Source organism: Providencia sp. PROV114 (assembly GCF_032704305.1).
GTDB classification, from domain to species: domain Bacteria; phylum Pseudomonadota; class Gammaproteobacteria; order Enterobacterales; family Enterobacteriaceae; genus Providencia; species Providencia rettgeri.
This window is the reverse complement of the sequence record NZ_CP120528.1, coordinates 2,586,051-2,611,988: the sequence shown is the minus strand read 5'-3', so window position 1 is coordinate 2,611,988 and position 25,938 is coordinate 2,586,051. Positions and strand designations below refer to the sequence as shown.

Genomic DNA, 25,938 nt, shown 5'->3' with positions numbered 1-25,938 from the left:
TTATTTGACACACGCTAATGTTGTTTTTTATTTCGTTTAGTTATCAGCTCGCACATATCTTTTTGCCGCTGGATGAGTTCTTTAATTTCTGTCGCATAAGTGTCGATAAAGCTGCATTCGAGAGTGGTGGCTTCACCATCGAAAACTTCAACAAAAGTTCCATCCTGTTTTACGCCCCAATAATGGTTACCGTCACCCATGATTTTTAATAGTGGCAAAACATCGGTTAGCTCATAAAGTTCAACTAAACTTTCATAGGCATTTTGTATATTAGCCCATTCAGGAAGATCTTCTGCTTCGATTCCTAAAATGACTAAACCTCGATGAAATGTCCACGCTGGGCCAACATCGAATAATTTAGCTTCAGGCCATAATTCTTCTCGGGCCATGATGCAAAGTGCATTAGTTTTTTGCGAAAAGGCTAAAAAATCTTTGGGTAATGCTATTCCTGTGGATGTAGCTAAATTGGCAATTGCTTTATCCGTAGGAGGTTTAGCTGCAACAGCATGAAATTCATTTTTGTTAATATCTTGCAGTATTTCCCACATGCGGTCATGGAATTGATCTGGGGACATGATTATAAATTCCTTCATCTCAACAGTGTATGTTTCAAGAATAGCTATCTTTCAATATTTTATACATAAGTGCGATGATTATTTAACTAAGATAAATCTCGTAGATGAAAATACTCATAAATGTTGGACTAGTAGAAATTATTTTATGAGTTATATCAGGAAATTATCATGAGAAAAACGTTATTAGTCGCTCTCTTGGCGCTATTTATCCCATTTTCTTCGCAAGCAGGCTCAAAATACTATGATTGCGGAAAAACGCTCATGAGTTTAGAGCAGCAACTGCGTCACGCTTCATACCATGGTAATAAAAACAAAGTGTCCAAAATCAGGAAGAAAATCCATAAAATTAGTGATAAGTGTTATGATAGCCACTCTGGCGCTACTAGAATATATGACCATTATTCTAGAGGAAAAGAAACTAGCCTTGAGCGGGAATTAGATTCATTACGTCGTGTTATTGAAGCGCTTAACGATTTAAAATAGATAATTAATGAGAAAATAAGCCATAAACTGGTCTGTTCTCCCTATTTATTTTCACTCTGTCTTAAGTAAATGGATAATATCAGGTATATTAGACCCTGATTGTTAGCTACCAAGAAAAAATGACTATGATTATCAAACCTAAAATTCGTGGTTTTATCTGCACTACAGCTCATCCGGCAGGCTGTGAAGCCAATGTGCGTGAGCAAATTGCCTACGTGAAATCACGTGGTGAACTGAAAAACGGCCCTAAGAAAGTTTTAGTTATTGGTGCATCTACCGGTTATGGCCTGGCCTCTCGTATCAATGCTGCATTTGGCAGCGGTGCGGCTACCATCGGTGTATTTTTTGAAAAGCCAGGCAGTGAAGGTAAAACAGGCTCTGCGGGCTGGTACAATTCTGCAGGTTTTGACAAAGCAGCGAAAGAAGAAGGCTTGTATGCGAAAAGCATTAATGGTGATGCTTTTTCTGATGAATGCCGTCAAACCGTTATTGATTTAATTAAACAAGATTTAGGCCAAATTGATTTAGTAGTTTATTCACTGGCCTCACCTGTGCGTAAAATGCCTGAAACAGGTGAAATCGTACGTTCGGCCTTGAAACCTATTGGCGAACCGTACAAATCTGTTGCTCTGGATACCAACAAAGATGTGCTAATTGAAGCCGTTGTTGAGCCCGCAAATGAACAAGAAATTGCAGATACAGTAAAAGTCATGGGCGGCCAAGATTGGGAACTGTGGATGAATGCATTAGATGAAGCAGGTGTTTTAGCTGATAATGCACAATCTGTGGCTTATTCTTATATTGGTACAGATTTAACATGGCCAATTTATTGGCATGGTACATTAGGTAAAGCAAAAGAAGATTTAGACCGTGCGGCTCATGCAATTAACCAAAAATTGCAAGCTAAGGGTGGGGCAGCGTATGTTGCTGTATTAAAATCTGTCGTAACACAAGCCTCTTCTGCAATTCCTGTAATGCCTTTATATATCTCTATTGTCTTTAAAATCATGAAAGAGAAAGGGATCCATGAAGGTTGTATTGAACAAATTCAACGCTTATTTGCCACTAAATTATTCAATGACGCAGTGCCAGATACCGATGAAAAGCATCGTCTACGTTTAGATGATTGGGAATTGCGTGATGATGTTCAAAATACATGTCGTGAAATTTGGCAGCAGTTGAATGATAATAACATCAATGAGCTAACAGATTACCAAGGTTATAAAGCTGAGTTTCTCCGTTTGTTTGGCTTCGGTCTAAACGGTGTTGATTATGATGCTGACCTTAGCGGTGAAGTGAATTTTGAAGTAAAAGAGCTGATTTAGTCGCTTTGTCCTTGATTGTTAATATCTTAGAAACCCGCTAATTGCGGGTTTCTTTTTTAGCTATTTTGTAAATCATATGCTTCTGCTTTATTTTGTTCATTAAATTATTCTACTACGATGGCCTTACCATCACGGATCAGTGTTTTAGAAATAATCGCTCCATTTTCATCAAATTCAGTTACTGTGCCAACAAGTTCTCCATTTTTAAAAGTACCAGTAATGCTTGGTTTTTACTTGGAGTGTTATGGTAGATTTTAAATGGTGCCTTATAGCGCGGTTAATTCGATATCGATACGGCCATTCTCATAGTAGGTTTTGATGTATTTATCCAGACATCCTTTAGATACCCAAGTTTTGAATTTTGGCTGGCCATTATCGTACTCAGTTTCAAATGCGCCTTCAGCAAGATCTTTAGGTGTTTCTGTGGAAGGAAACTCTATCGCTTTTAACTCATTTAATTCCCCAAATTTTGAATCTGAGTTTGAATTGGAATTTGTAGAGCCCCCAAGTTGACATCCGGAAATAAAAATAAAGAAAGTAGTGCGATAGACTTAATTAGTTTTAGCTTGAAAATGTAGCCTCTATTATTACGATAAAAAATAATGGATTCAATTGCATATAAAACTATAGCCTTTTTATGACTCACATATTGTGATAGTTATCCTAAACTATTTGTTTCTAATAGATTATAGGTGACTTTTGAAGAGCAGTTTTGCTGAATAAATATTAATGTTAGTCAGCTTAATAATAAGGTAATTTAGCAAGTTAATGTAATTTGCATAATAAGGGAGTTATGGATGTTAGTTGTTGAAATGTTGAGTACTGGCGATGAGGTTTTACACGGACAAATAATTGATACAAATGCCGCTTGGTTAGCAGACTGTTTTTTTCAACAAGGTCTCCCTTTGAGTAGCCGAACAACTGTTGGTGATGATTTAGATAGTTTAGTCGCTACTTTCCTTGAACGTAGTTTATCTGCAGATGTTCTGATTGTTAATGGTGGGCTTGGGCCAACAAGTGATGACTTAAGTGCTTTGGCAGCGGCTAAAGCTGCGGGAGTTCCATTAGTTGAGCATTCACAGTGGATTGAGGTTATGGAGCGCTATTTTATTGCCAGAGGGCGAGTTATGCCTGAGACAAATCGTAAGCAAGCGCTACTTCCTGCCAATGCGGAATTAATTGATAACCCAGTCGGAACAGCTTGTGGCTTTTCATTAGTTTTGAATGGTTGTCTAATTTTTTTTACACCGGGGGTTCCTTCAGAGTTTAAAGTTATGGTGAATGAGCAAATTTTGCCGAGGTTACGTGAACGGTTTACATTGCCAGAGCCACCAATTTGTTTACGTCTAACCAGTTTTGGTCGTAGTGAAAGTAGTCTTGCGAAGCAATTTGATAGCTTACCTTTACCTGAAAATTGTGTTTTAGGCTACCGCTCCTCAATGCCTATTATTGAATTAAAACTGACGGGGCCTGCATCACAAAAAGAATTGATGGAGAGAGATTGGCAACTCGTGAAGCAAGGAGTAGGGGATAATCTGATATTTGAAGGTACTGAAGGTTTAGCACAAAAAATTGGTAACTTATTAAAAGAAAAGAAATTAAACGTAATAGCTAGTGAACAATATAGTGCTGGGTTATTAAATTGGACATTGGATTCAGCAGGAATCGTTATTTCTGACAGTCAAATTTTACCACTTGATGTGGAGCAAACATTAGAAACTCTAGCGCAAAGAGCTCAGAATATAACGATTAACCACCCCTTATCTATTGGTTTAGTGATTGGTGAATATCAGGAGCAGTATCTAAACGTTGCATTATCAACCCCAGATAAGTGTTATGTGCAAAGAATTCACTATTTACCAAATAATCATTCGCAGAAAGAAAAGCAAGAAGTCAGTGTAATGTTAGTACTAGATATGCTGTCTCGCTGGTTAAATGGTCGTGAGGTTATTGGCTATTATGAATGGTTAGTACAAACAGAAACACTTATCTTAGAGAGTTAGTGGGTTATGAAATTAAAAGATTATGCGTATATCCCTGTTCTTGAGGAAAGGCCTTTTCAATCGGAATTTCAGTTAGTAATAACAGAATCTATTTACTGGCTGAGTCACATACTAAAAGAAAAGCTCCATAGCCTATATGTTTATGGCAGTGTTGCAAAGGGCTGTGCAAAACCTCAACAATCAGATTTAGATCTGTGCATCATATTACGTGACGATCTTACCCAATTTGAGACAACCAGACTTAATGAAATACAACTACAACTAACGATTAGTCACACCGAGATAAGCAAAATTGATTTTGATATTGGTATACTTACGGATGTGATGAGTGAGGCTAATTTATATAGTTGGGGATATTGGATTAAGCATCATTGCCGTTGCATTTATGGGCATGATTTAGCTACATATTTTAGCCAACTTATCCCTTCGCGGGAAATAGCAGAAGCAGTTAATGGTGATTTTGTTAATGTACTCAATGATTATATTGACCAAATTAATCATTGTAATGATGACGCTGAACTAAAGTTATTATATCGGGCGGCATCGAGAAAACTCATTCGTTCGACCAACATTTTACGTTGGAAAAAAGACAATGACTGGCCAGAAACATTATCTGAATATACACAGAAATTAGTCCAACGTTATCCTGAACGGCAATTTGAGATAAATTATTTTTTATATCAAGGAACTGTTCCGTTTGCTGATGAGCAATTCGTGGGGAAATTAATCCAGTTTATCAATTGGTTAGATTGTGAGCGCTCTAATAGTATTAATAAATAAACCCGTTATAGCTCATCAGGCTGCAGTGCATTAACGATATAATTAATACTTGAAACACCCTTTTTGCAGGCCTTGTCTTTTAATATAGTCGGAGTTTTATCAATAGCCATTTTTACTGAAGACAGTTGATCTGTGTAGGTTTGTGCCCCAATAATCTCTGGATTATTATTTAAGTATTCAATAACTTCATCAACTTTTTGATAAAATTGGCCACAGGAGTCACCATCAATTTCTAAGGTTTTTAATTCATTTAGCGTATTTGGAATCAGTTGCTTGGTTTGCTGTTGTACCTGCTCGATATACTTTCCTGTTTTTACTTGCTCAACGATAGTCATTACCTGATTTTTCATGTTAAAAAACAAGGTAATAGATGTAATTAAGGCGATAGCAAGAATAATGTTGATGCTTATACTGATCCAGAGAAAGTATCTTTTCATTACATTCCTTGAGTGAAAAATAAACCTGTAATATATAGCCTAGTAGAGTGAATAATGTCGATATGTAAGCTTAACACGAAAAAACAAGGTAACCCAATAATAGGTTACCTAGGTTATTATAATTGATAGTGGTTATCGAACCGTTAAAACAGAAATTTTTGAATTTTGAATAACCATTGATGCTGTCGAACCTAAAAAATATGTGGACATACCGGGACGCTTTGAGCCAATTACAATTAAATCAGCAGAAATTTCTTCAGCAACGCGTAAAATCTCATCTCTTGGTGTTCCCATTAAAACTTGCGCGCTGTACTTATCACTTGAAAGATTAAATTCTTTAATAATCTCAGTGAGTTGTCTTGTTACATTATCTTGTTCACTATCCGCTTTTTCAGCAAAACCAAATCCCATCGTGGTATAGAAAGGGATAGTAGGAATAATCGCTAAAAAATGAATGTGTGCTTTTTCATATTCAGCAAGGTATTGAATATGTGCCATAACTAAATGTGCTAAGCTTTTTTCTGTTATATCAATCGGAACCAAAATCTTATTATACATATTTTTCTCCAGCTTTTATTTATTGAGTTCATGCAGTAATCGGGTCGTTAGTTTATAAAGAGTAGAGCTGTTAAATTAGTAAATGGCCGAGTCAATCAAAATAATGTTAATTTACATATAGGAATTACATACCTCGGGCTCCATCATAGCGGATCAACAAAATAAATACTTTGATGGCGGATTTAACTTAAGAAACTTAATGGTGATATTTATAGGCTGTTTTTCATGCGCTTTGTGCTATACAAAACGTGAGTACTTTGAATCATCACCTTCCTGTTATATGATCTATACATGGTTTGTATACATATCATATTGTTGAGGTTATTTTGGGTATCGTAAAAATTTCAGATGAATTGCATGATTATCTACGCCATGCGAGCCAAGTTATGTCCCGGTCGATTAATTCACAGGCAGAATTTTGGATTAAAATTGGAATGCAAGCTGAATTAAACCCGAATAAGACATTTACTATGTTAATCAATGAAATGTTAGAGAAAGAGTCAATTGAATTAAAAGGAAAGGTTCATGAATAATATTACAATTAAAACAGCAGAAGAAATTGAACTGATGCGTGAGTCTGGACGACTTTTGGCTAGTGTTTTTAAGATGTTGGATTCATTTATCGTACCTGGTATTTCTACGATGGAAATTAATGATAAAGTTGAAAGCTATATTGTTAATGAGTTACAAGCAAGGCCTGCCAGTAAAGGGCAATATGGCTACCAATATGTTTTGAACACGTCTCTAAATGAAGTCGTTTGCCATGGCGTTCCAAAAACAGATGAAATTTTAAAAGCAAAAGACATTATTAATGTTGATATTACGCTAGAGAAAAATGGTTTCATTGCCGATTCAAGTAAAATGTATGTGATGCCGGAAGCTTCACCACTGGCACGTAAGTTAGTTAAAGATACTTATGCCGCTATGTGGGAAGGCATAAAGCAAGTTAAACCAGGCGCAACGTTAGGTGATATTGGTTCTGCTATTCAACATTATGCGGAATCTAAAGGTTATAGTGTTGTACGTGAATATTGTGGGCATGGTATTGGCCGTGAAATGCATGAGGACCCGCAAGTTCTTCATTATGGCGTACGAGGGAAAGGGGTAGAATTAAAAGAAGGAATGACATTTACGATAGAGCCAATGATCAACCAAGGTGGAATGAAAATTAAAACAAAAAAAGATGGCTGGACAGTCGTAACGCGAGATAAAAAATTATCTGCTCAATCGGAACATACGGTATTAGTTACTAAAGATGGTTATGAAGTTTTAACACTACGCGATGAAGAAAAATAGCGTTAAAAATAGAGTTTATAAGCTTGCTGCCATTATGGTAACAAGCTTTTTTTATGCAAATTTTTACTATTGTCTCAGTGCTATTGCTATACGATTAAATGCACTCATTAAACCAATAGCGATGGTTAGATCAGAAATTTGAGCATCAGAAAAATGGTGTTTTAATTCATTAAAGAGAGCATCTGATGTACCACTGGTAGCTATATTAACAACCGCTTCTGTCCAAGCTAATGCAGCGCGTTCTAATGAATTAAAATGATGACTGACCTGCCAGCCAGCGAGAGTATCAATTTTTTTGTTACTAACGCCATTTGAACGCAATGAATTTGCATGCATATCTAGGCAAAATGCACAGCCATTGATTTGTGAAACTCTTAAATAGATGAGTTCTATCAGTTCGTTATCTAACCCGCTCTTATCCAATGCATTTTTGCAATCAATAAGCCCTTTATAAGCTTCAGGTGATAAATTGTAATAGGCTAATCTCAGTTCACTCATGAGTGATTCCTTACATATTTTGTTGTCAGATAAAATGCAATGTTTGGTGCGGTTTGGTTGGAAGGTTGCGCTACTTTATTTTATAAAGAAATCACGTTCAATAGCATTAAGTGGCATTTGTGGAAACCAATATTAGATTAGTACGACAAGAATCTATAAATTTTTGATGAATATCGAGAGGAAGTTGGTTGTCTGTAATAATATCTGTGAATTCGTCTATTTGAGCGACACGAAATAATGACCATTTACCGTATTTACTACTATCAGCAAGCATAACAGAACGTGTAGCATTTGTTATTAGATCACGTTTTAGCCCAGCTTTTTCTTCTGTTGGTGTTGTAATTCCTTTTTCTAAACTCCAAGAGTTACAACTAATGAATGCGATATCAGGATAAATACTACGTAATAAAACGCGCCCATGCTCACCAATACAAGATTGGCTACTATCGTCAATTCGTCCACCAACAATTGTGACTTCAATTTGTTTGAATTCAGAAAGAAAAAGAGCAATATGGAGGTCAGAGGTGATAACACGCAGGGGCATATGAGTGAGCTCCCGCGCTAGCTCAAGCATGGTTGTTCCTGCGTCAAGTAAAACTGTGCTACCTGGTTCAATTAAACGGGCTGCTGTTTTCGCAATAGCCCGTTTTTCTCTTAGATTACGCTGGTTTTTTTCCGATGTAGTGGGCTGAACAGGAATGAAACGATTGAGGGTTACACCGCCATGTGTGCGAGAGATAACCCCAGTTTCATCAAGTTTAATGAGATCACGCCGGATAGTAGCCGCTGATACGGATAGTGCTTGTACTAGTTCCTCAACAGTGACGAGGTTATGCTGTTTAAGATACTCAAGTATTAAATCTAATCTATCCATTGTGCTCATTAGTTATACTACATTCATCGCAAGTTTAAGTGAGATGGCCATACTTTCAGGATTTGCTTTACCCGTCCAAGCAATATCAAATGCGGTACCGTGATCGGCTGATGTGCGCAAGAACGGAAGACCCGCAGTGATATTAACACCATCATAAAAACCTAATAATTTCAAAGGAATATGACCCTGGTCGTGATACATGGCAACGACAATGTCATATTGCCCTTGATAGGCTTGTAAAAATACAGTATCTGGAGGACAAGGGCCATAAACATCAATACCTTCAGACCTTACCTGTTCTATAGCTGGTTGTAAATATACGATTTCTTCATCACCAAATAAACCATTTTCCCCAGCATGAGGATTAACGCCTGCGATAGCAATACGCGGTTTTTCATAACCAACGCGTTTTAAAAAGTCTGATGCGATACGAGACACGGTTATGATACGCTCGCTATTTAATGTATCTAAAAATTTACGCAATGCAATATGTGTCGTGACATGGATGACTTTTAATTTTTCTGTATAAAGCACCATGGCATAATCTTTGGTATTGGTTAGCTGGGCAAGAAGTTCAGTGTGACCTGGGTAGTTGTGCCCAGCAAGGTGTAATGCTTCTTTATTTAAAGGTGCAGTAGCAATCGCTTTCACTTCGCCTGCGAGTGCTAGTTCAGTCGCACGTTTAATACAACGAAATGCTAAGTCACCAGCTTGAGCTTGGACCTTGCCCGCAATAAGCGCGCTAGGATCGGCTAAGGGTTCATCAATAATATTGATGGTATCCGCTGAAAATTGAGCTTCTTTGATATTTTGTATCACATTGATTTTTACCTGAGGAACTAACCCCGATTTAATTAATCGCTGCATTGTTGATGCACAACCGATAACAACGGCAGAGGCTCCTGCAAGTTCACCTTCTGCAAGGGATTTGACGATAATTTCTGGGCCAATACCAGCAGGATCTCCCATCGTAATAGCAACAACATTATTTTTCACAATAAATTTCCTCAATATATTTGATGGCTTCGCATAAAGTGGTTATTTGACCAAACCCTCCCGCTTTGGTGATCACGGGTAAATCATCAATTTCACTGTCAATAAAAGTGCCGCAAGGTATACATGGCATTACTTCAGATTGAATTCGATAACCTTTTGCTCCCAAAGTATTGGCAACCGCAATCGCAATATCTCCACCTGTTAAAAAAAGTCCCCCGATGCTGGAAACAGACAGCGTTTTTAAGGTCAGCAAACTAATAAAGTCGCTGATATTTTTTCCCAATTCATTACGTGTCATACCGTAGGTAGTGCATAGGTCATCAATATGATGCCTATCTTGCACATCTCGGCTGGTTCGTATGATGGTGTGTTTTTGTTGGTTTAATGTTTGACTAATTTCTTTGATGAGCGCAGCCATATAGTTATCTTGTGTAGTGGCTGCAAGTACTTGCGTTACATCAACATCAATAACACTGGCATCACAATGCGTTTGTGCATAGTTTACCTGTTCAATTGTTGCGCTGCTCATTGAGCCAGCGACAATAAATAACGGTAGCCCTTGCTTTTTATCCATGAAAATATTCTCAGGCAATGCATTTGCAAAGCCCGCAGCTCCAACGAGTAGGCAAGGTTGAGCTATTGAAAATACAGCCTTAGCAATTAGGGTTAGATCTTCATCATTTTCAGCATCCGTGACGATGATACTGGCTTGCGTTGGCTTTTGTGCTTGTAACCATGTTACGAATTGGCCTGAACGTATTTGGTCTAGATACACTTCAATAACAGGCAGGGTAGTCTGTTGATGGACGATAGTTTGGATGCGTGATGAAACTATTGGTGTTTTAGGGTCAGAAGCAAATTCAGTTTCAACAAGTGCTTTTCCATGAACGAGGCATTCACCATTTAACGTTACGCGTCCTGCCGCAGGAATAGCTGCGGCAACAATAGCAAATTTTAAGCCTGTTTCTGACATAATTGTCTCTATTTCTGCACCGATATTACCGCGAAATGTTGAGTCAATTTTTTTATAAATGACAGGTTTATCCTTCTGAGATAAAAAAGGTTTCAGGCTATTTCGTAGGTTTTCTGAAGCAACTTGTGCATTTAATGCACGACTTTCTGTGTTAAGCACAACGACATCAGCAAACCAAGAATGTTTTTGTGTACTATCAAGAAGTATCTCTGTACGCGCATGCTTTTTAGCAAATTGAACACCGGTATCATTTGCCCCTGTAAAGTCATCCGCAATAACTAATAGCTTCATAAATAACTCCTTACTCTTCAGTTTGTTGGGGTTGTCTTGCTTGTTGACGTTTAGCAACCCAAGAGGTCAGGATAGGGGTTAGAATAGCGGTGGTAATCACGGATGCAGCAATCAATGGAGCCGCAGAAAGCGCGATAGCCTCTAAGGATGGGTCGGCTTGTGCGATAGCGAGTGGTGTTGCCACTGCATTTCCTGCGGTACTTGAGGCTGCAGCACCTGCTATACCAGAGCCTCCAACTAGACGGTCTGCTCGAATATTAAACCAGCCGCCAACAAACGTAGTCAGCGCACCGAGTAAAATACCCGCGAGCCCACCTTGTAATAGCATTTCTAAGTTGATCCCTGCGCCTAGTGCAAACGCGAAGAAAGGAATTAATATTGGCCCACCTTTTGTTAGAAAATCGCGCATATGTGGGTCTAGATTTCCTAAGATCATACCAACAATTAACGGAACAAGAACCGCAACTAATGCCATTAAAGGGATATTTGCCATACCAGCTGCGCCTAGCGCGATCATCGTAAAGAAGGGGCCATCATTAAGAGATAAAATTGAGATAGCACCAACGTCTCGTTTATTACCAAACTCCCCAACTAAAGCGGCATATAAACCACCATTTGAATTACTCATTGCTGCAATAATTGCAACACCAGTTAAACCAAAAATCCCTTCCATTCCAAAGAGATAATCGACTCCTAGGCCAAGAGCAATCGCAACGACTAATTTTGTTAAGGTAATTGTACCTCCTTGTAATAAAGCTTGAGGTGCTGCCTTGAAACTAATTCCTGCACCCATACAAAGCAAGAATGCGCCAATAAGAGCAGGAGCACCATTTTTAAATAGTGATGTCGTAAAGCCACCGATTTCGAGAGCTTGAGGAGCAAAGGTGTTGATTAGGGCACCAAGTACTAATGGCACAACCATCATGCCACCAGGTATACGTTCAATCGATTTTTTTATTTGCATGGTTTTCTCCGCCATGATTTATTTTAGTCACAATGATTATATTTAATCAATCAAAAACAACAGTGATCAAGATCGCAATAATCCCCTTTATTATTAATCGGCGTTACATGCTTAAAATTGCTGTTTTTTTGGTTAAAAATAACGATTTATTGATTTTAAGATGGGGTGAACGTCATCTCAACTGATTAAGGTGGTGATTATAAATAATCATTCATATGTTTTATGATTGAAAATAAGCAGTAATAATTTAAAAGGATAAAACTAGCTTTATAAAAAAATTATCTGTAATGACTTAGCAATACATTTTTACCAAGATAGAAACAGTAAATTTAGTGTTTTTAAATTTAGGATTATTAGACTTGTAGTTAGAAAGCAAGTAGTGACAATAGGCGCTTTATTATAATTATTATTTGATAGGGATTAACTCATGCAATTTAAATCAATGATTAAATTGGTTGTTGGCGCTGCATTACTACTAGTTATCGGCCTTGTAGGTATTAACTCATATACCATTGTCCAAGATGGTTCGGTTAAGGTAGGAACATTTTTAGGAAAGGTCGATCCAGTTGCTTATGATGCAGGTTTACATTTTCCAATTAACCCGTTTACAACGTTTGATACGTACTCAACAAAAGATATTCGTGTATCACTAAAAGAGCTAAGAGTACCTTCACAAGATAAACTAAAATCTATTGTTGATATTACGGTAATGCTTCAGTTTGATGGTTCTAAAGCTCCGGTATTACGTATTAATGGTGGTACAGAAAGTGAAGCTTTAGATAAATATGTACGCCAAAAATTGATTTCAACGATTTTGGAATTTGGTAAAGATGTTGCTAATGCGCAAGATCTTTATACAGCAGATACACAAAGAAAATTACAAGAATCTATTCGTGATGCTATTCAAGGGTATGCATCCCCTTATGGCTATACAATAAAAGAAATTATGATCCAAGATATTACTTTGCCTGAAGTTGTACAAGAGCAAGTGGTTAATACTAAAATGCGCCAAGAGCAAATTAACCAAGCAAAAGCAGAGGCAGAAAAAGAGCGTGAATTAGCTCAGAAAAAGGTTGTTATTGCTGAAGCGGAAAGAGAGTCTGCTGAACAACAAGCCATCGCTAGAGAACGTAATGCACAAGCAAGTTCATTTGCGATGCGCCAAGAAGCGGATGCAAAATTGTATGCTGCACAGAAAGAAGCTGAAGCTAATGCGATATTACAACGTACTATTACCCGTGAAATGATCAATTGGAAACAGTTAGAGATTGAACAAATTAAAGCTCACAAATATAAAGGTGAGGTGCCTAATATTGTGGTTGGTGCAGACTATGATGGCAAAATGATTATGGATATGCGTAATAGCCAGTAATTCTCATTAAAAGAATGACTATATTTACAACCTGTTCTATTAAGCTTGAAGTAACCACATAAAGTTGGGCACTTTTAGTCAATTGATTGTATAGCCTGATTTCGATATATAATCGGAATCAGGCTATTTAATATATAGAAGGGTACGTCCAATACTTTTGTTATGCTAAAAATAACTTATTTGCATGATTGGTGAAAATAATTCTGTTATTACCCAATATTCCTATAAATCAATTACAAGATGGTTTACCGGTACGATGATTTAGTGCACCATTATCAATAAGGAATTTTTGCATTTCTGGAAGATTATTTTTACATGCATAAGTTAATGCACTTTGGTCATAAGAAAACATGGTTACATCATCAGTCGTTGTACTTCGGTTAATATCTGCGCCTTGCGATAATAAGTATTTAACCGTTTCCATTCTATTATTACTTGCAGCTACCATGACTAATGTTTCACCATCACTTTCAATTTGCTGATTATTCAAGTCTACTTCGTCTTTCATTAGCTGATGGACTTTTTTTACAACATTGACATTATTACCGAGTACCGCGGATTTTAGTACGTTATATACGTCACCTGTATCGGTTGCCCAAAGATTAGCATTTTGGGATATAAGATAATCAACCATTGCTTCATCACCAATAAAGGCCGCCCATCCCAGAGCCGTTTGGTCTAAGCTACCGGTGTCTTTGGCTTCTATATCTTGCCCCTCAGTAACCATTTGTTTTACTTTGTCTAAATCTCCCTGCTTTACGGCATCAAACCATTCGGCATTGACGCCTTCACTAGGACTTTCATAGAAGACTCTCCAAGGTAAACGTTCTTTATTCGCTAGTTCGACCATCGTAGCGTAATCTGTTTTAAAATGCCTATATTTTAAAGGGTTATTATTATTAACAACTTGGGCTTGTGATACTGACCCAAAAGTAAGTAATGAAAAAGCAAATATAATTTTTTTAATATACATATTTAAACCTTATTAATATTTAGTTATTTATCAGTATTGAAAAATAAACGACACAAAGCAATACAAATCATACTTATTGTATTTTTATGCGGTTATTCCGATTTATTTTACTTGAATATATTAAATCTAAATTTTACCTCAAGGAACGATGACATAATCTGGAGCGGCGATAGCAAATAGCTCATTTTTTTCTAATTCAGGCGGGTATATCCACTTAGTATTTATTTCTTGTTTTATTTTTTTCCCTTCCTTTTTAATATAATGTATTTCTCTCTGCCAACCTTCGGTATAAAGAGCCCCCCAAGCCCCTAAATCAAGGCAGGTTACATATTTAGGCTGACTGTAAGGATGAAGAGGAAGCCCTAACAGTTCAGCGGCTGCATTATGCCCTGCAACACGGCCTAAACTTAGGGCATGTTGGCAAGTCATTAAATTATGATTTCCTTGATTATCAGTGGGAGCTTTGACAGTATCTCCTGCGACGAAAACATTTGAGACAGCTTGTGCGTGTAAATAATTATCCGAGATAATCCTATTACTAGCGTCACGTTCACCGCGAATCTGTTCCGTTAGAGAACTTGCTTTTACTCCTGTCGCTAATACGACAGTATTTGATTCTATGTACTCACCGTTTGACAGAGTAACTCCATCATGGCTTAGTGCTTCGACTCGTAATCCCGCGCGTAATTCAACGCCACATTCAATTAAAGCTTGTTGAATTACAGGAGAGATGTCTGCTCCCATTCCGGCTCCCACAGTGGGTTCTGAGTCAATTATAAATACTCGGCTCTTTGTAGATCCACCTAGAATTTTTTTCAGGCGTGTTGGCATTTCCGCGGCGCTTTCTATGCCTGTTAACCCTCCACCTACTACCACAACGGTGTTTCTAGCTAAAGTTTCCGGTTTGTTCTTTAGTGCTTGTAAATGTGTTTCAAGACGATGCGCAGCTTCTAATGAATCAACATCAAAGCCATACTTATCAAATCCAGGAACAGGAGGTACGTTTAATTGGCTACCCGTTGCCAGAATAAAACGCTCATAAACTAGTGAAGTTTGGTTGCCATTAGCTAGATTAATGGTTAATAATTTTGCATCTGTATCGATATTTTGGATTTTACCTGCAATATATTCAACTCCGACGGCAGCTAGCTGCTTTGAAATATCTGGGGACATATTATCCAGCTTTGCTTCATATAAACGCGGTCGTATAGTGAGGTTAGGCCTTGGTGAAATTAAAATAACTTTGATGCTATTTTCTTTATTAGCTTGTGAAATTACCCGCATTGCTGAAATAGCAGCCCAAAAACCAGCAAAACCCGATCCTGCAATAACAATTTTAGCTGTCATTATTTAATTCCATTGAAGATTAACGTTAAATGCTCATTTGCAAATTTTAAATAATAAAAACCCGCACCAGTGAAGATGTTATTAATTAAATACAAACGATGTGAATTTAAGGTAAGGCTATAGGATTATATGTTATGTTTTCCCACGACCTCCTTTGTTTGAACGAACTGTTCTAGCCTCAATTTTTTGATCCATCCAGGAGTTTACATCTCTATAAAAGCTATTAGGCGCGATTTGACATAGACGCTGCGCCACATCAGCAAGGGTTTGGTTAGCTAATACATCTCTCATTGCATTTTCAGCTTGAAGAATGACTTTATGTACGGAGCAGGTACCAGAAATAGCCCATTGTGGTAGACCATTTTCTTCGAAAACAGCACAACGGCGCCGTATTTCCTGGCACTCGAAAAGAGGTTTATAGCCTTCTATTGCATCAATTATAGATAGAAATGTAATTTTTTCAGGAGGCAATGCCAATCGATATCCACCTCTAATTCCCTCATTCGAACTCACGATCCCAGCCTTTTCTAACCGAGGCAAAATTTTTGCTAGAAAACTTGGAGAGATGCCTTGTAACTCTGCAAGTTCTCTACTGCTAAGAGAGCGTTCGGGATTATCAACAAACCAAAGTAGACAATGGATACCATATTCAACACTGACAGTAATGTGTGCCATTTATTTAAATTTCCTAAGCATCTATTTATAAACAAGGACAATACAGGTCTCCGTTTTAATTGTCAATAGAACTAAGATAAGGTTAGTCCGCGTTATTAATGTAAGCTGCAACAAGTTGCATTATGGCATTTGATAAATAGAGCTATGGGGCTACAAGCGCTGTCCTTTGTCGTACATATTTCTATGTATGATCCTTAGTTAGAGGCGCTTCATCTTAAGATTGAACGAATTTTTATTGATATATTGAATGAAAATCTAAATGCGGTTTGGTTTTTGCTGAGCTTTTTTGCTATCTGTTCAAATATTCTTATTGGTTACAATATACGCGGAACAAAAGGGAAAAATTGGTTGATACTCATATTGCCATCATTAACCACGTTAGCACTATTTATGATTGCGGAAATTGATGTTCCCGGAGAAGGTATGATCCACGTAACACCGGATGATTTAATTATGCTACAGGAGTTTTTATTTAGAGATGGGGCTTGGCTGGGAAAGTAGGGTAACCGCAAACAACTCCCCACTCGCAAATTTGCGATGGGGAGTCTTACCTTAGCGAACTATAATGCCTAATAAAATTCCGATTGCGCCAAAGTCAGCGTCACTGAATGTCGTATTAGCAATACCAATATCCCCAAGAACAGGTAATAGGAATACAGGTAGGAAGGTAATTAGTAATCCTTGAGCAAATGCACCCAAGATAGCCCCACGACGACCGCCTGTTGCATTACCAAAAACACCTGCAGCAGCACCCACGAAGAAATGCGGTACAACGCCTGGAATAATCACCGTCATATTTAATGCATACAGAACGAACATTCCCAAAACACCAGCAGCGAAACTACTTAAAAAACCGACTAACACCGCGTTTGGTGCATATGGGAAGACAACTGGGCAGTCTAAAGCCGGTTTTGCGTTAGGGACTAATTTGTCAGAGATACCTTTAAACGCAGGAACAATTTCTGCAATAACCATGCGCACACCTTGCAGAATAATATATACACCGGCAGCAAATGTAATGGATTGCATCAATGAGAACATGAACCAATTCTTGCCACCACTGACTTCGCGAACGAAATCACCGCCGGCAAATAAGCATGTAATGATAAAAATAATGAACATGGTGAAAGAGATAGCGACAGGAGTATCTCTTAAAAACAGCAAGCTTTTCGGGACATTCATATCTTCTGTTGAATGTTCTTTGTTACCGAACTTGCTACCAATGAACCCAGCTAAAACATAAGAAATCGTTGAGAAATGACCAATCGCAACGTCATCTGAACCCGTCACTTTTTTCATATAAGGGTGGGCAATTGCAGGGAAAAATACCATACAAAAGCCAACAATTAATGAACCAACAGTCACTAATAGGGTTCCTTCCATTCCTGCGGTAGCTAAGATAACCGCAATCATCATGGACATGAATAAAGTATGGTGCCCTGTAAGGAAAATAAATTTCCAGGGTGTTAAGCGAGCAATCAAGATATTGATTAGCATCGCAAAGAACATAATCATTGCCATTTCACGGCCGAAGCTTTTTTGTGCGATAGACACGATAGCTTCGTTATTTGGAACAACGCCGTTAATACCAAAGGCATGTTGGAAAATGGCTGAGAAATCGCCTAGCGAGCTGACGACTAAGCCTGCGCCAGCACCTAAGATCACAAAACCCATGATGGTTTTGATGGTGCCTTTAATACATTCAGTTACCGGTTTTTTCTGCGCGATCAAACCAATAAGTGCGATTAGGCCCACAAGAATGGCTGGCTCAGATAAAACATCCTGCATCAGAAAACGAAAAAATGACATAGTGCCTCCGCTTACATCGCACCAAGTTTTTGTAAAGCAACAGTCAGGCGCTCTTTCATTGCAACTTTATCAATCATATTTTCCAGAGCAACGATTTCACCACCAACTTGTTGAGCAACTAATTGTTCTGCAATATCGCTTGTACCAACAAAGATATCGCTTACGGTGCCTTTTGCGGAACCTAAATCTACATGGTCAACATCTGCACTGACTTGTAGATCTTTTAAAATATTCTTAATGCTCATTTCCATCATTAAGCTTGTGCCCAAGCCATTTCCACAAACAACAGTGATTTTCATAATATTTACCTTAATATCTAATTATTCATATTTAGCGATGATTTTAAGAATGTCATCTACGTTTTCTGATTGCATGATGCTGTCAATATCTTCTTGATTATCAAAAAGTTCAGCTAATTTTGCGATGGCGCCGATATGGCTATTGCTATCGGTTGCTGCGAGTACAATTAATAATTTGATTGGGTCATTGCCCTCAGAACCAAATTCAACCCCTTGTTTAAGAACGGTTAAACCAAGGGATAATTGGTTCACGCCATCTTCAGGGCGTGCGTGAGGCATGGCAATTCCTGGACCTAATACATAATAAGGACCGATTTTTTCGTGCGATTGAATTATTGCATCAACATATCTCGGTTCAATGAGTTTATTATTAATTAATGGGTTACAGGCGATTTTTATCGCTTCTTGCCAATCACTGGCTCTGTCGACGACTTGAATGACGTTAGGGGTCAGTAATGTCGTTAGCATCGGGTTGCTCCTGGTAGAGTGAAATTATTATCTTTGTAATGGTTGAATGAATAGTAGTGTTCTATGGTAGCGCTATCTAGCTGAATCTTTCATTTTCGTGATAGCGCTATCATTTTAAGAAAATATAGCGAACAAAAACAAAATGAGTACACTTGTCGGCTGATTAACAAATTCAACCTGTGGTAAGTTAATCTGAGCTGGTGATTTTTAGTGTTTCTTTAGATTTCAGAGAACCATATTGGCTATTTTTAGCTCATTTAATCTAGAACACGAAAAAAGCAAAAAAACACGCTTGATTCGAATGAAAATTGTCCATTGAAGATCAACAACCTTAGGGTTAATAATGAGTTTAGGCTAAGTAAAAGTATTACATGCAAAAAATACGAAAAAGAAAAAATACAGGGCGAGTCACGTTGCAGGATGTCGCAAAATTTGCAGGCGTTGGGTCCATGACGGTCTCTCGAGCTCTGCGTACACCTGAATTAGTATCCGACAAATTACGTGAAAAAATTAATGCTGCGGTTGAAGAACTTGGTTATATACCTAATTCTGCGGCAGGTATTTTGGCTTCTGGTCAAAGCCGTACTGTTGCTGTTTTAATTCCGTCTCTGCGTGATAATGCCAGTTCAGTTTTTCTGCAATCTTTACAAGAAGCGCTGAACAAAAATAGTTATCAAGTTGTTATTGGTAGCCATGATTACCAGCAAAAAAAAGAGTCTGAAGTTTTATCGACACTATTACAGAGTAACCCCGCGGCATTGATTATTTTTGGGGCAATAAATTCAGAAAGTGTGTCTAATTATCTAAAGAATTTAGATATTCCAGTTGTCAGTGTTGCAGGGGAGTCGAACCATCCAGTCACGTTGAATATCAAGAGTAACGTTGGTGATGCGGTTAATTTTTTAACTAACTATATGTTACAAAATGGGTATAAGAAGATAGGCTATATTGGCGCTCAAATGGACAGTAAAATGCAAAGCCAACAATTAAGTGGCTGGAACCGAGCGATGCTGACGTATAACCAAAGTGCAGATCAAAGTATTACAACGCCGTATGTTGCAACGATGGATTTTGGTCGTCAGGCAATTAGTGAGATGTTGACTCGCCAACCTGAGCTTGAAGCTGTGATTTGCAGCCATGAAATGATTGCGCTTGGCGTCATTTTTGAGTGCCAGAGACGTTTAATTCAGATACCTAAAATGTTAGCAATTGCTTGTGTTGAAGGTTCTTCAAATTGTGATCACATTCATCCATCACTGACTTCCGTGCGGATTGATTACAGTAAAATGGCTCGAGAAACAGCGAAAAGACTACAAAAATGGCTTGCTGATGTCGATTGTGATTTTGTTGAACGTAAAGAAGGAGTTGTTTTTCCGTATAAATTTGAAGCAAGACAAAGTGCGTAAAATTTAATTTATTGTTATTAATCACGTTTTATTGAATATCTTGCTTGTCCTTAGTGAATAATAGTGCGGTAACTCACTATTTTGTATAAACAATGGTGGTTTTTTTTTCTCTCGAAATAAGATTGTCGACTTGGTCACTACATCTTTTTTATTCTCTGTTAATGTATGAAAACTGCAAGTTAATGAATTCAGCTTAGCTAGAATTTTATTCAACACTTGCACTATTTTGTCATATTAGATATTCACAGGGGAAAAACAATGAAATTACTAAAAACAGTTATTTCCACTACAATTTTAGTTTCTTGCGGTGCGATGGCATCGATGACGGGTTCTGAAGTTTTAAAAGTACAGGATGGAGGAACGCCGAATAAAGCTTACACTTCAAACAAACCGACAATTAAAGTTGCAACCTATAACATTGGTAAAAATGAGTTGGCATCAGATGTCAGTAATCTCGATGGATTGAATAAGGCGATTGCGAAAATAGATGCTGATGTGATTGTTTTAACAGAAATTGATAATAAAACAGCCCGCAGTAAAAAAGTTCACCAGTTAGAAGAAATAGCTAAAGCCAATAAGATGGATTTTGCTTTTGGTAAGGCATTGGATTTTGATGGTGGAGAATATGGTGTAGGAATTTTATCAAAATATAAAATCGATAAATCTAAAGTAATTAATTTACCTTCGGGTGATGCTGAACAACGTGTTGTATTAATATCCCAGATATCAAAACCAGGTTTTGATGCGCCAATTATAGTGATGGGAACGCACCTTGATTGGCAGAAAGATCCAACCATTCGCATTGGACAGGTTCGCCATATTTTAGATGCAAGTATTGGGGATACGGATACGGGATTTGATAATATTGCGGCATCAATAAAAATATTAGCAGGGGATTTTAATTCAACAGCGAATGAACAGCCTATCCAAGAAATTCGTTATATGTGGAACCCAGTTGAATTTAAAGGTATTGATTACCGTAGCTGGCCAGCGGTAAACCCAGCGATAGATATTGACCATATTTTTACATTTAAAGGCCAAGTTTGGGATGTGAAAAATATGGAAATCCCAACAGATAGCAAAGAGTTTCAATGGTCAAGTGTTAGCGACCACCTACCTATAATTGCTGAATTAGAGCTACAAGAGCAATAGAAGTTTAACAGAAAAATTATCGATAAAAGGCCTCATTTAGTTTGTAGGCCTTTTCAACTGTAAATGCTAACTTAATTGGCTAGCAATTTTTTCCTTTCAATATACCGTTTTTCGGCTACTTCCAAATAAGACTCAACTGTTGAGTATATTTGCTGACTCTGTTCGGCTAATTGTTGCGATGCATCTAATGTTGCATCTGTCTGCTGCTTAAATACGGTAAGAAAATCTTGAATGCTATCGAAATGGCCTGCGACGTTAGCATAGTAAAATTGGTATACATAAGACTCCTGAGAGTGGCTTAGCTCTGTGTTGTTTTTGATGTTATTAGTTGCAAGTAATAGTAATTGAATATTTGTCATGGTTTACCCTTTTCTTTGGAAAACAATGCTACATGAGATAAAAAAAATATTTTGTCAAATTTGGCCGGATAATTTTATGTATTGGCTAAAAGAAGCAATTTTTACTAGGAATATTCTGTAATTTAGGTTGGTGGTATATATCAAAAATTGGATAAAAGAAGATATATCGAGAAGTTTAATAGTAAATTACTATATGGATATTGTTAAATATTCTTATGCATTTTGAGGTTGACTATTGATGTTAACTGTTTGGTATCATAACATTAACATTTCATTAATTAACTCTTTGTTTGTTTTTATCTTATTAATCAATTTGTTGTGCGTTATTGCGCTTAAGGTGGAAGCGATAACTCGGCTAATTTAGTTTGAAAAAAGAGATTAATGAACAATAGGTTAAAAATTAAGATGGCAAATGGCATGAATTAATGTATTTTTTATATCAAATTGAATTTTAAATATTTTTTGTTTTTTAATGGTGAGATCTAGCAAGGATGGCTTATTTGAAAATAACGAATATATTATAATTTAATTTTAATTTACGCTTATATTGAGTTTAAATACTCACAAAGTGAGTTAATTAACATTTAGACATGGCTATTATTAAATTGAATTGTTTTATTACATATTTGGGTTTATTTTTGTTAAGCTATGATGAACAATTAAGGCTTATTATTGTTTCTGTGTTTTGGTAAATGAAACTTCTCTAGTTCAAAAAATACAAATTGAAACAGTTAATGTTTCAAGTACTATTTATATTCTTAGTTTAATACTGGTATACTTACTCATGTGATGTGTAAAATAAAGTATAAATACGAACAGACTTTATAAATTTAATTGTGTTTATTTGCTCTGTTTGTGATGGTTATCGGAGATAGTAATTAGAAAAAACAAGCTATCTAATAAGGTATTCTTATATAGATAAGGCTGGATATTATTAAAATAATTATTATTTACTTACAATTGGCTAATGATAACTACTTAAGTGTATTTTTGGGCGGGGTGATTAGGTCATCCAGGTCAATTGGCTTGTTATTGAATAAATGAGAGCTTAAGAATATGAATATTATAAAGTTGCTCACAATTTTATTGTTAACTGGGGGCTCTTTTATTTTAGGGGTGACATTGAACTATTCCCCTACACCTGATCTTGTGAAAATGGCAAAAAGTAGTGTTGAAGACTATTTATCTTTCCCTGAATCCGCTTCATTTAAAAATGTGAAATATAATTTTATTCGCCAAACTGCGGATAAGGGTGATTTAGGCTACGTTTGTGGTGAAGTGTTTCGGGTTAAGAATGCAAGATTAGAAGGGTATAAAAAATTCATTGTGAAAGCCTATAGTGATAAACAAGGGAAGGTATCCTTGTCAATTCCTATGGTTGAGGGAGATTACGATTTAATGCCAAAAGAAATGGTTGATTCGTTATGGGCAAGATATTGTTTTTAAAACTGAGTGATAGCGTATGCCTTTTATTAAATTAAACGCAATAGGTAATACGAATCCTAAATAAAGAAAGCCGTAAGCCGGCTTTCTTTAGTATAAATATGACTCAACGTCATATTAGCGTGATTAGCCTTTTAATTCTCTAGCACATTGCTGTAAATGCAAGAAAGAGGTAAATCTTGTATCGTGGCGTGCTTTATAAGCTTCATTGGCTTGGTAGGTGAGGTCAATTGCACTAAATTGGTCCATGGCTTGTGCAACATCGTCACAGACTTTTCCTGCAACTGCACCGAGGATAGCTGAACCGAGTAAAACAGGCTCACTGGCTTGTGTTGAAATCACAGGGACACCGCACGCATCCGCAAGTAATTGGCGGATCAACGGGTGTTGGCCAGCACCTCCACTGACGACAATATTTTCAATAGCTGCACCGGATTTTGCTTGTGCTTCAATGATTTGTCGTAACCCATAGCCAATGCCACACACACCAGCAACATAGAAAGAAAGTAAATTTTCCATGCTGTTATCCATGGTTAAGCCAGCAATGACGGCTCTGGCATGAGGGTCAGCAAAAGGTGCTCGATTTCCTAAAAACTCAGGGACAACATGTATTTTTTCAGCTAGCTCAACAGACTGCGATGGTGACGATGCTTTTTCTAATACTAAATCCGCTAACATAACAGGCAAGGGTTTACCTTGTTCTTTTGCAGTGAGTTTTGCTTGTGCTGAAGCGGGGTGCAAGGAAAGTAACTGGTCAATTGCAGCACCTGCCGCACTTTGGCCACCTTCATTTAGCCACATACCTGGCACCATTGCACTGAAATAAGGCCCCCATACACCGGGTATAAATACGGGTTCTTTGGTGGTCGTCATCGTGCATGAAGATGTACCAAATACGTAGGCCATATTAGCGGTTGCATCGCCATTAACACCAACGGTACCAATACCGCCAGCATGAGCATCTATCATACCTGCGGCGACAGGAGTTCCTGCTAGTAAGCCCATTTGCTGAGCTGCGGTTTCCGTCAAGCCTTCACCACAAGGCGTTCCTGGCTCGACAATAAGCTGCCCAATACGCGCGAAATTTTCATCTGCGAGTTCAGATAACCCAATTTGTTGAAAGTAATCTGCATCCCAGCGCTTTTCATGGGCTAGATATGTCCACTTACAGGTTACCGTACAGGTTGAACGAGCCAAAGAATTAGTCGATTTCCAAGTTAAAAAATCGGCTAAATCAAAAAATTGCCATGCATTATCATAGGATTGACGTAAATTTTCTTTTAGCCATAAAATCTTAGGCGTTTCCATTTCAGGCGAAATTTTACCGCCAACATAGTTTAAAACCGGATGTTTTAATTGATTAATACGTTCAGCTTGCTCTGTCGCGCGGTGATCCATCCACACAATAATATTGCGCTCAGGGTCATTCGATGGGCTAACTGTAATTGGTTGTGTATCTGTTCCGATGACAACTAGTGAACAGGTTGCATCAAAACCAATACCAGTCACTTGTTGTGGTTTTGCTTTTGATGATGCCATTGCGTGTTTGACACAATAACAAACCGCTTCCCAAATTTCGTTACTTGATTGCTCCGCGAAATTGGCGTTGTCACGAAATAGTGTAATATCATGTTTGGCAGACGCTAACATATTGCCAGACATATCAAAGACACCTGCGCGTGCACTACCTGTACCAACATCGATACCAATAACGACTTTATCGTTATCTTTTAATGGTGCATGTGAATTATTCATTTTCCCTCCAAGGTGCTAACTGCAATGAATTGCGAGATGACAAGTTAGAGATCAACACTGTTAGGCACAATAACAAGGTCACGAATAGTGACATTACGTGGGCGAGTTAACATAAATAATACCGCTTCAGCCACTTCAATTGGTTGCATTAAGCTACCATTTGCTAAGGCTTCTTCCATTTTTTCTTTTGGCCAATCATCAAGTAAGGCAGTAACCACAGGGCCGGGTAATACCGCACCAACACGCACACCATGCTCAGAGACTTGACGGCGTGTTGAATGGACGAAGGCTTGAACAGCAAATTTTGATGCGGTGTAAATCGGTTCCCAAATCACAGGAACAACACCTGCAATTGAACTGGTGAATAACACATCGCCTGATTTTTGAGCAATAAAATGAGGTAATACCGCGCGAACACAACGGAAAGCTGCATTAATATTTAAATTTAAAACTTTATCCCATACATCAGGGTCACCTTCAGCAACGGGGCCGCCAATATAGGCACCAGCGTTAGCATGGAAAATGTCTAAACCGCCTGCTTTTTGTAAAATGGCATCTAACATTCCATCAACTTGTTCCGGTTTCATTAAATCGATAACTAATGGAATTGCATTTTCACCTAATTCTTCAACAAGTTGGTTTAATCGCTCTTCTGCGCGGTCAATTAGAACGACTTTTGCACCTGCTTTGATCAGTGTGCGTGCACATTCAAGCCCAATACCTGAGGCAGCTCCGGTAATTGCTGCGACTTTGTTTTCAATAGAAATGGCCATAATTTACTCCAATCGGATATTTTAGCGAAATGTAAGAATGAAAAGCGCCTGAAA

General features: G+C 37.7%; 27 protein-coding genes and 1 pseudogene. 11 read left to right on the top strand and 17 right to left on the bottom strand.

The window, feature by feature from the left end:
- Positions 1 to 14: 14 nt before the first annotated feature.
- A complete protein-coding gene (locus tag P3L37_RS11645) occupies positions 15 to 575 on the bottom strand; it encodes an SMI1/KNR4 family protein (RefSeq protein WP_109911213.1) in 561 nt (186 codons plus the stop codon).
- 168 nt (positions 576 to 743) lie between these two features.
- Here P3L37_RS11645 and P3L37_RS11640 point away from each other — a divergent pair, with 168 nt between their 5' ends.
- From P3L37_RS11640 to P3L37_RS11625, 4 genes are all read left to right on the top strand, one after another.
- Positions 744 to 1,058: a DUF1090 family protein gene (locus P3L37_RS11640; RefSeq protein ID WP_109911214.1), complete on the top strand. Its 315-nt coding sequence runs from the start codon at positions 744 to 746 to the stop codon at positions 1,056 to 1,058.
- A gap of 125 nt (positions 1,059 to 1,183) precedes the next feature.
- On the top strand, positions 1,184 to 2,383 hold the full coding sequence (gene fabV / locus P3L37_RS11635) for an enoyl-ACP reductase FabV (RefSeq protein WP_109911334.1): 1,200 nt from the start codon (positions 1,184 to 1,186) through the stop codon (positions 2,381 to 2,383).
- A 797-nt stretch (positions 2,384 to 3,180) separates the two neighbouring features.
- Positions 3,181 to 4,386, top strand: a complete 1,206-nt coding sequence (locus tag P3L37_RS11630) for a nicotinamide mononucleotide deamidase-related protein YfaY (protein ID WP_109911215.1) — start codon at positions 3,181 to 3,183, stop codon at positions 4,384 to 4,386.
- A gap of 6 nt (positions 4,387 to 4,392) precedes the next feature.
- Positions 4,393 to 5,166, top strand: coding sequence for a nucleotidyltransferase domain-containing protein (locus tag P3L37_RS11625; RefSeq protein ID WP_109911216.1), 774 nt, complete (start codon positions 4,393 to 4,395; stop codon positions 5,164 to 5,166).
- A 5-nt stretch (positions 5,167 to 5,171) separates the two neighbouring features.
- Here P3L37_RS11625 and P3L37_RS11620 read toward each other — a convergent pair whose 3' ends face one another.
- Positions 5,172 to 5,603, bottom strand: coding sequence for a DUF5339 family protein (locus tag P3L37_RS11620; RefSeq protein WP_042851572.1), 432 nt, complete (start codon positions 5,601 to 5,603; stop codon positions 5,172 to 5,174).
- A gap of 132 nt (positions 5,604 to 5,735) precedes the next feature.
- Positions 5,736 to 6,161, bottom strand: coding sequence for a universal stress protein (locus tag P3L37_RS11615; protein WP_004910195.1), 426 nt, complete (start codon positions 6,159 to 6,161; stop codon positions 5,736 to 5,738).
- Positions 6,162 to 6,487: 326 nt separating this feature from the next.
- On the opposite strand from P3L37_RS11615, the gene P3L37_RS11610 reads away from it, so the two are divergent.
- Both P3L37_RS11610 and map read left to right on the top strand, forming a co-directional pair.
- Positions 6,488 to 6,694 carry a ParD-like family protein gene (locus P3L37_RS11610; RefSeq protein ID WP_004910200.1) on the top strand — a complete coding sequence of 69 codons (207 nt, stop codon included), beginning with the start codon at positions 6,488 to 6,490 and terminating at the stop codon, positions 6,692 to 6,694.
- Positions 6,687 to 7,457: a type I methionyl aminopeptidase gene (gene map, locus P3L37_RS11605; RefSeq protein WP_004263445.1), complete on the top strand. Its 771-nt coding sequence runs from the start codon at positions 6,687 to 6,689 to the stop codon at positions 7,455 to 7,457. The genes P3L37_RS11610 and map overlap by 8 nt, the downstream gene beginning before the upstream one ends.
- Before the next feature lie 66 nt (positions 7,458 to 7,523).
- Here map and P3L37_RS11600 read toward each other — a convergent pair whose 3' ends face one another.
- The 5 genes from P3L37_RS11600 to P3L37_RS11580 all read right to left on the bottom strand — a co-directional run bounded on the left by P3L37_RS11600 (position 7,524) and on the right by P3L37_RS11580 (position 12,053).
- A complete protein-coding gene (locus P3L37_RS11600; protein ID WP_109911217.1) occupies positions 7,524 to 7,955 on the bottom strand; it encodes a carboxymuconolactone decarboxylase family protein in 432 nt (143 codons plus the stop codon).
- 106 nt (positions 7,956 to 8,061) lie between these two features.
- On the bottom strand, positions 8,062 to 8,838 hold the full coding sequence (locus P3L37_RS11595) for a DeoR/GlpR family DNA-binding transcription regulator (RefSeq protein ID WP_109911218.1): 777 nt from the start codon (positions 8,836 to 8,838) through the stop codon (positions 8,062 to 8,064).
- Between the two features lie 3 nt (positions 8,839 to 8,841).
- Positions 8,842 to 9,825, bottom strand: a complete 984-nt coding sequence (locus P3L37_RS11590) for a D-threonate 4-phosphate dehydrogenase (protein WP_109911219.1) — start codon at positions 9,823 to 9,825, stop codon at positions 8,842 to 8,844.
- A complete protein-coding gene (gene dtnK / locus P3L37_RS11585; protein WP_109911220.1) occupies positions 9,815 to 11,089 on the bottom strand; it encodes a D-threonate kinase in 1,275 nt (424 codons plus the stop codon). The genes P3L37_RS11590 and dtnK overlap by 11 nt, the downstream gene beginning before the upstream one ends.
- Before the next feature lie 10 nt (positions 11,090 to 11,099).
- Positions 11,100 to 12,053 carry a 2-keto-3-deoxygluconate permease 1 gene (locus P3L37_RS11580; RefSeq protein WP_109911221.1) on the bottom strand — a complete coding sequence of 318 codons (954 nt, stop codon included), beginning with the start codon at positions 12,051 to 12,053 and terminating at the stop codon, positions 11,100 to 11,102.
- Positions 12,054 to 12,480: 427 nt separating this feature from the next.
- Here P3L37_RS11580 and P3L37_RS11575 point away from each other — a divergent pair, with 427 nt between their 5' ends.
- The gene (locus P3L37_RS11575) at positions 12,481 to 13,425 is read left to right on the top strand and encodes an SPFH domain-containing protein (RefSeq protein ID WP_004910213.1); all 945 of its coding nucleotides are present in this window, start codon (positions 12,481 to 12,483) and stop codon (positions 13,423 to 13,425) included.
- Between the two features lie 229 nt (positions 13,426 to 13,654).
- Here P3L37_RS11575 and P3L37_RS11570 read toward each other — a convergent pair whose 3' ends face one another.
- The 3 genes from P3L37_RS11570 to P3L37_RS11560 all read right to left on the bottom strand — a co-directional run bounded on the left by P3L37_RS11570 (position 13,655) and on the right by P3L37_RS11560 (position 16,420).
- Positions 13,655 to 14,275 carry an ankyrin repeat domain-containing protein gene (locus tag P3L37_RS11570; protein ID WP_231136806.1) on the bottom strand — a complete coding sequence of 207 codons (621 nt, stop codon included), beginning with the start codon at positions 14,273 to 14,275 and terminating at the stop codon, positions 13,655 to 13,657.
- A gap of 261 nt (positions 14,276 to 14,536) precedes the next feature.
- A complete protein-coding gene (locus tag P3L37_RS11565; protein WP_109911222.1) occupies positions 14,537 to 15,745 on the bottom strand; it encodes an NAD(P)/FAD-dependent oxidoreductase in 1,209 nt (402 codons plus the stop codon).
- A gap of 132 nt (positions 15,746 to 15,877) precedes the next feature.
- A complete protein-coding gene (locus P3L37_RS11560) occupies positions 15,878 to 16,420 on the bottom strand; it encodes an RrF2 family transcriptional regulator (protein ID WP_004910219.1) in 543 nt (180 codons plus the stop codon).
- A gap of 258 nt (positions 16,421 to 16,678) precedes the next feature.
- Between P3L37_RS11560 and P3L37_RS11555 the strand changes: the two are divergent.
- A pseudogene (locus tag P3L37_RS11555) lies at positions 16,679 to 16,921 on the top strand (hypothetical protein); the annotation flags it as partial.
- A 51-nt stretch (positions 16,922 to 16,972) separates the two neighbouring features.
- On the opposite strand, the gene P3L37_RS11550 reads toward P3L37_RS11555, so the two are convergent.
- The 3 genes from P3L37_RS11550 to P3L37_RS11540 are packed head-to-tail and all read right to left on the bottom strand — an operon-like array spanning position 16,973 to position 18,996.
- Positions 16,973 to 18,229 carry a PTS ascorbate transporter subunit IIC gene (locus P3L37_RS11550; protein WP_036958647.1) on the bottom strand — a complete coding sequence of 419 codons (1,257 nt, stop codon included), beginning with the start codon at positions 18,227 to 18,229 and terminating at the stop codon, positions 16,973 to 16,975.
- An 11-nt stretch (positions 18,230 to 18,240) separates the two neighbouring features.
- Entirely contained in the window at positions 18,241 to 18,528 is a 288-nt protein-coding gene (locus P3L37_RS11545) for a PTS sugar transporter subunit IIB (protein ID WP_004910231.1), read from the bottom strand.
- A 21-nt stretch (positions 18,529 to 18,549) separates the two neighbouring features.
- Positions 18,550 to 18,996: a PTS sugar transporter subunit IIA gene (locus P3L37_RS11540; RefSeq protein WP_109911223.1), complete on the bottom strand. Its 447-nt coding sequence runs from the start codon at positions 18,994 to 18,996 to the stop codon at positions 18,550 to 18,552.
- Between the two features lie 371 nt (positions 18,997 to 19,367).
- Between P3L37_RS11540 and P3L37_RS11535 the strand changes: the two genes are divergently transcribed.
- Together P3L37_RS11535 and P3L37_RS11530 are read left to right on the top strand one after the other, a co-directional pair.
- Complete coding sequence (locus tag P3L37_RS11535; RefSeq protein WP_272667305.1) at positions 19,368 to 20,402, top strand: LacI family DNA-binding transcriptional regulator; 1,035 nt, start codon at positions 19,368 to 19,370, stop codon at positions 20,400 to 20,402.
- Positions 20,403 to 20,660: 258 nt separating this feature from the next.
- Entirely contained in the window at positions 20,661 to 21,554 is an 894-nt protein-coding gene (locus P3L37_RS11530) for an endonuclease/exonuclease/phosphatase family protein (protein WP_109911225.1), read from the top strand.
- 71 nt (positions 21,555 to 21,625) lie between these two features.
- Here the strand turns inward: P3L37_RS11530 and P3L37_RS11525 are convergent, their stop codons facing one another.
- Complete coding sequence (locus tag P3L37_RS11525; RefSeq protein ID WP_004910245.1) at positions 21,626 to 21,913, bottom strand: hypothetical protein; 288 nt, start codon at positions 21,911 to 21,913, stop codon at positions 21,626 to 21,628.
- Positions 21,914 to 22,969: 1,056 nt separating this feature from the next.
- On the opposite strand from P3L37_RS11525, the gene P3L37_RS11520 reads away from it, so the two are divergent.
- Positions 22,970 to 23,359: a hypothetical protein gene (locus P3L37_RS11520; RefSeq protein WP_004910246.1), complete on the top strand. Its 390-nt coding sequence runs from the start codon at positions 22,970 to 22,972 to the stop codon at positions 23,357 to 23,359.
- Positions 23,360 to 23,482: 123 nt separating this feature from the next.
- On the opposite strand, the gene P3L37_RS11515 is transcribed toward P3L37_RS11520, so the two are convergent.
- The gene (locus P3L37_RS11515; protein ID WP_004910248.1) at positions 23,483 to 25,111 is read right to left on the bottom strand and encodes an FGGY-family carbohydrate kinase; all 1,629 of its coding nucleotides are present in this window, start codon (positions 25,109 to 25,111) and stop codon (positions 23,483 to 23,485) included.
- Between the two features lie 44 nt (positions 25,112 to 25,155).
- The gene (locus P3L37_RS11510) at positions 25,156 to 25,884 is read right to left on the bottom strand and encodes an SDR family oxidoreductase (RefSeq protein WP_004910250.1); all 729 of its coding nucleotides are present in this window, start codon (positions 25,882 to 25,884) and stop codon (positions 25,156 to 25,158) included.
- Between the last annotated feature and the right edge of the window lie 54 nt (positions 25,885 to 25,938).

Excerpts from the sequence above, each read along its gene's own strand:
- P3L37_RS11600 (WP_109911217.1), bottom strand. The coding sequence starts at position 7,955 with ATGAGTGAACTGAGATTAGCCTATTACAATTTATCACCTGAAGCTTAT.
- P3L37_RS11640 (WP_109911214.1), top strand. The coding sequence starts at position 744 with ATGAGAAAAACGTTATTAGTCGCTCTCTTGGCGCTATTTATCCCATTT.
- P3L37_RS11535 (WP_272667305.1), top strand. The coding sequence starts at position 19,368 with ATGCAAAAAATACGAAAAAGAAAAAATACAGGGCGAGTCACGTTGCAG.
- P3L37_RS11620 (WP_042851572.1), bottom strand. The coding sequence starts at position 5,603 with ATGAAAAGATACTTTCTCTGGATCAGTATAAGCATCAACATTATTCTT.
- dtnK (WP_109911220.1), bottom strand. The coding sequence starts at position 11,089 with ATGAAGCTATTAGTTATTGCGGATGACTTTACAGGGGCAAATGATACC.
- P3L37_RS11595 (WP_109911218.1), bottom strand. The coding sequence starts at position 8,838 with ATGAGCACAATGGATAGATTAGATTTAATACTTGAGTATCTTAAACAG.
- P3L37_RS11510 (WP_004910250.1), bottom strand. The coding sequence starts at position 25,884 with ATGGCCATTTCTATTGAAAACAAAGTCGCAGCAATTACCGGAGCTGCC.
- P3L37_RS11520 (WP_004910246.1), top strand. The coding sequence starts at position 22,970 with ATGAATATTATAAAGTTGCTCACAATTTTATTGTTAACTGGGGGCTCT.
- P3L37_RS11550 (WP_036958647.1), bottom strand. The coding sequence starts at position 18,229 with ATGTCATTTTTTCGTTTTCTGATGCAGGATGTTTTATCTGAGCCAGCC.
- P3L37_RS11575 (WP_004910213.1), top strand. The coding sequence starts at position 12,481 with ATGCAATTTAAATCAATGATTAAATTGGTTGTTGGCGCTGCATTACTA.
- P3L37_RS11570 (WP_231136806.1), bottom strand. The coding sequence starts at position 14,275 with ATGGTCGAACTAGCGAATAAAGAACGTTTACCTTGGAGAGTCTTCTAT.
- P3L37_RS11540 (WP_109911223.1), bottom strand. The coding sequence starts at position 18,996 with ATGCTAACGACATTACTGACCCCTAACGTCATTCAAGTCGTCGACAGA.
- map (WP_004263445.1), top strand. The coding sequence starts at position 6,687 with ATGAATAATATTACAATTAAAACAGCAGAAGAAATTGAACTGATGCGT.
- P3L37_RS11545 (WP_004910231.1), bottom strand. The coding sequence starts at position 18,528 with ATGAAAATCACTGTTGTTTGTGGAAATGGCTTGGGCACAAGCTTAATG.
- P3L37_RS11560 (WP_004910219.1), bottom strand. The coding sequence starts at position 16,420 with ATGGCACACATTACTGTCAGTGTTGAATATGGTATCCATTGTCTACTT.
- P3L37_RS11525 (WP_004910245.1), bottom strand. The coding sequence starts at position 21,913 with ATGACAAATATTCAATTACTATTACTTGCAACTAATAACATCAAAAAC.
- P3L37_RS11615 (WP_004910195.1), bottom strand. The coding sequence starts at position 6,161 with ATGTATAATAAGATTTTGGTTCCGATTGATATAACAGAAAAAAGCTTA.
- P3L37_RS11530 (WP_109911225.1), top strand. The coding sequence starts at position 20,661 with ATGAAATTACTAAAAACAGTTATTTCCACTACAATTTTAGTTTCTTGC.
- fabV (WP_109911334.1), top strand. The coding sequence starts at position 1,184 with ATGATTATCAAACCTAAAATTCGTGGTTTTATCTGCACTACAGCTCAT.
- P3L37_RS11580 (WP_109911221.1), bottom strand. The coding sequence starts at position 12,053 with ATGCAAATAAAAAAATCGATTGAACGTATACCTGGTGGCATGATGGTT.
- P3L37_RS11565 (WP_109911222.1), bottom strand. The coding sequence starts at position 15,745 with ATGACAGCTAAAATTGTTATTGCAGGATCGGGTTTTGCTGGTTTTTGG.
- P3L37_RS11645 (WP_109911213.1), bottom strand. The coding sequence starts at position 575 with ATGTCCCCAGATCAATTCCATGACCGCATGTGGGAAATACTGCAAGAT.
- P3L37_RS11630 (WP_109911215.1), top strand. The coding sequence starts at position 3,181 with ATGTTAGTTGTTGAAATGTTGAGTACTGGCGATGAGGTTTTACACGGA.
- P3L37_RS11515 (WP_004910248.1), bottom strand. The coding sequence starts at position 25,111 with ATGAATAATTCACATGCACCATTAAAAGATAACGATAAAGTCGTTATT.
- P3L37_RS11625 (WP_109911216.1), top strand. The coding sequence starts at position 4,393 with ATGAAATTAAAAGATTATGCGTATATCCCTGTTCTTGAGGAAAGGCCT.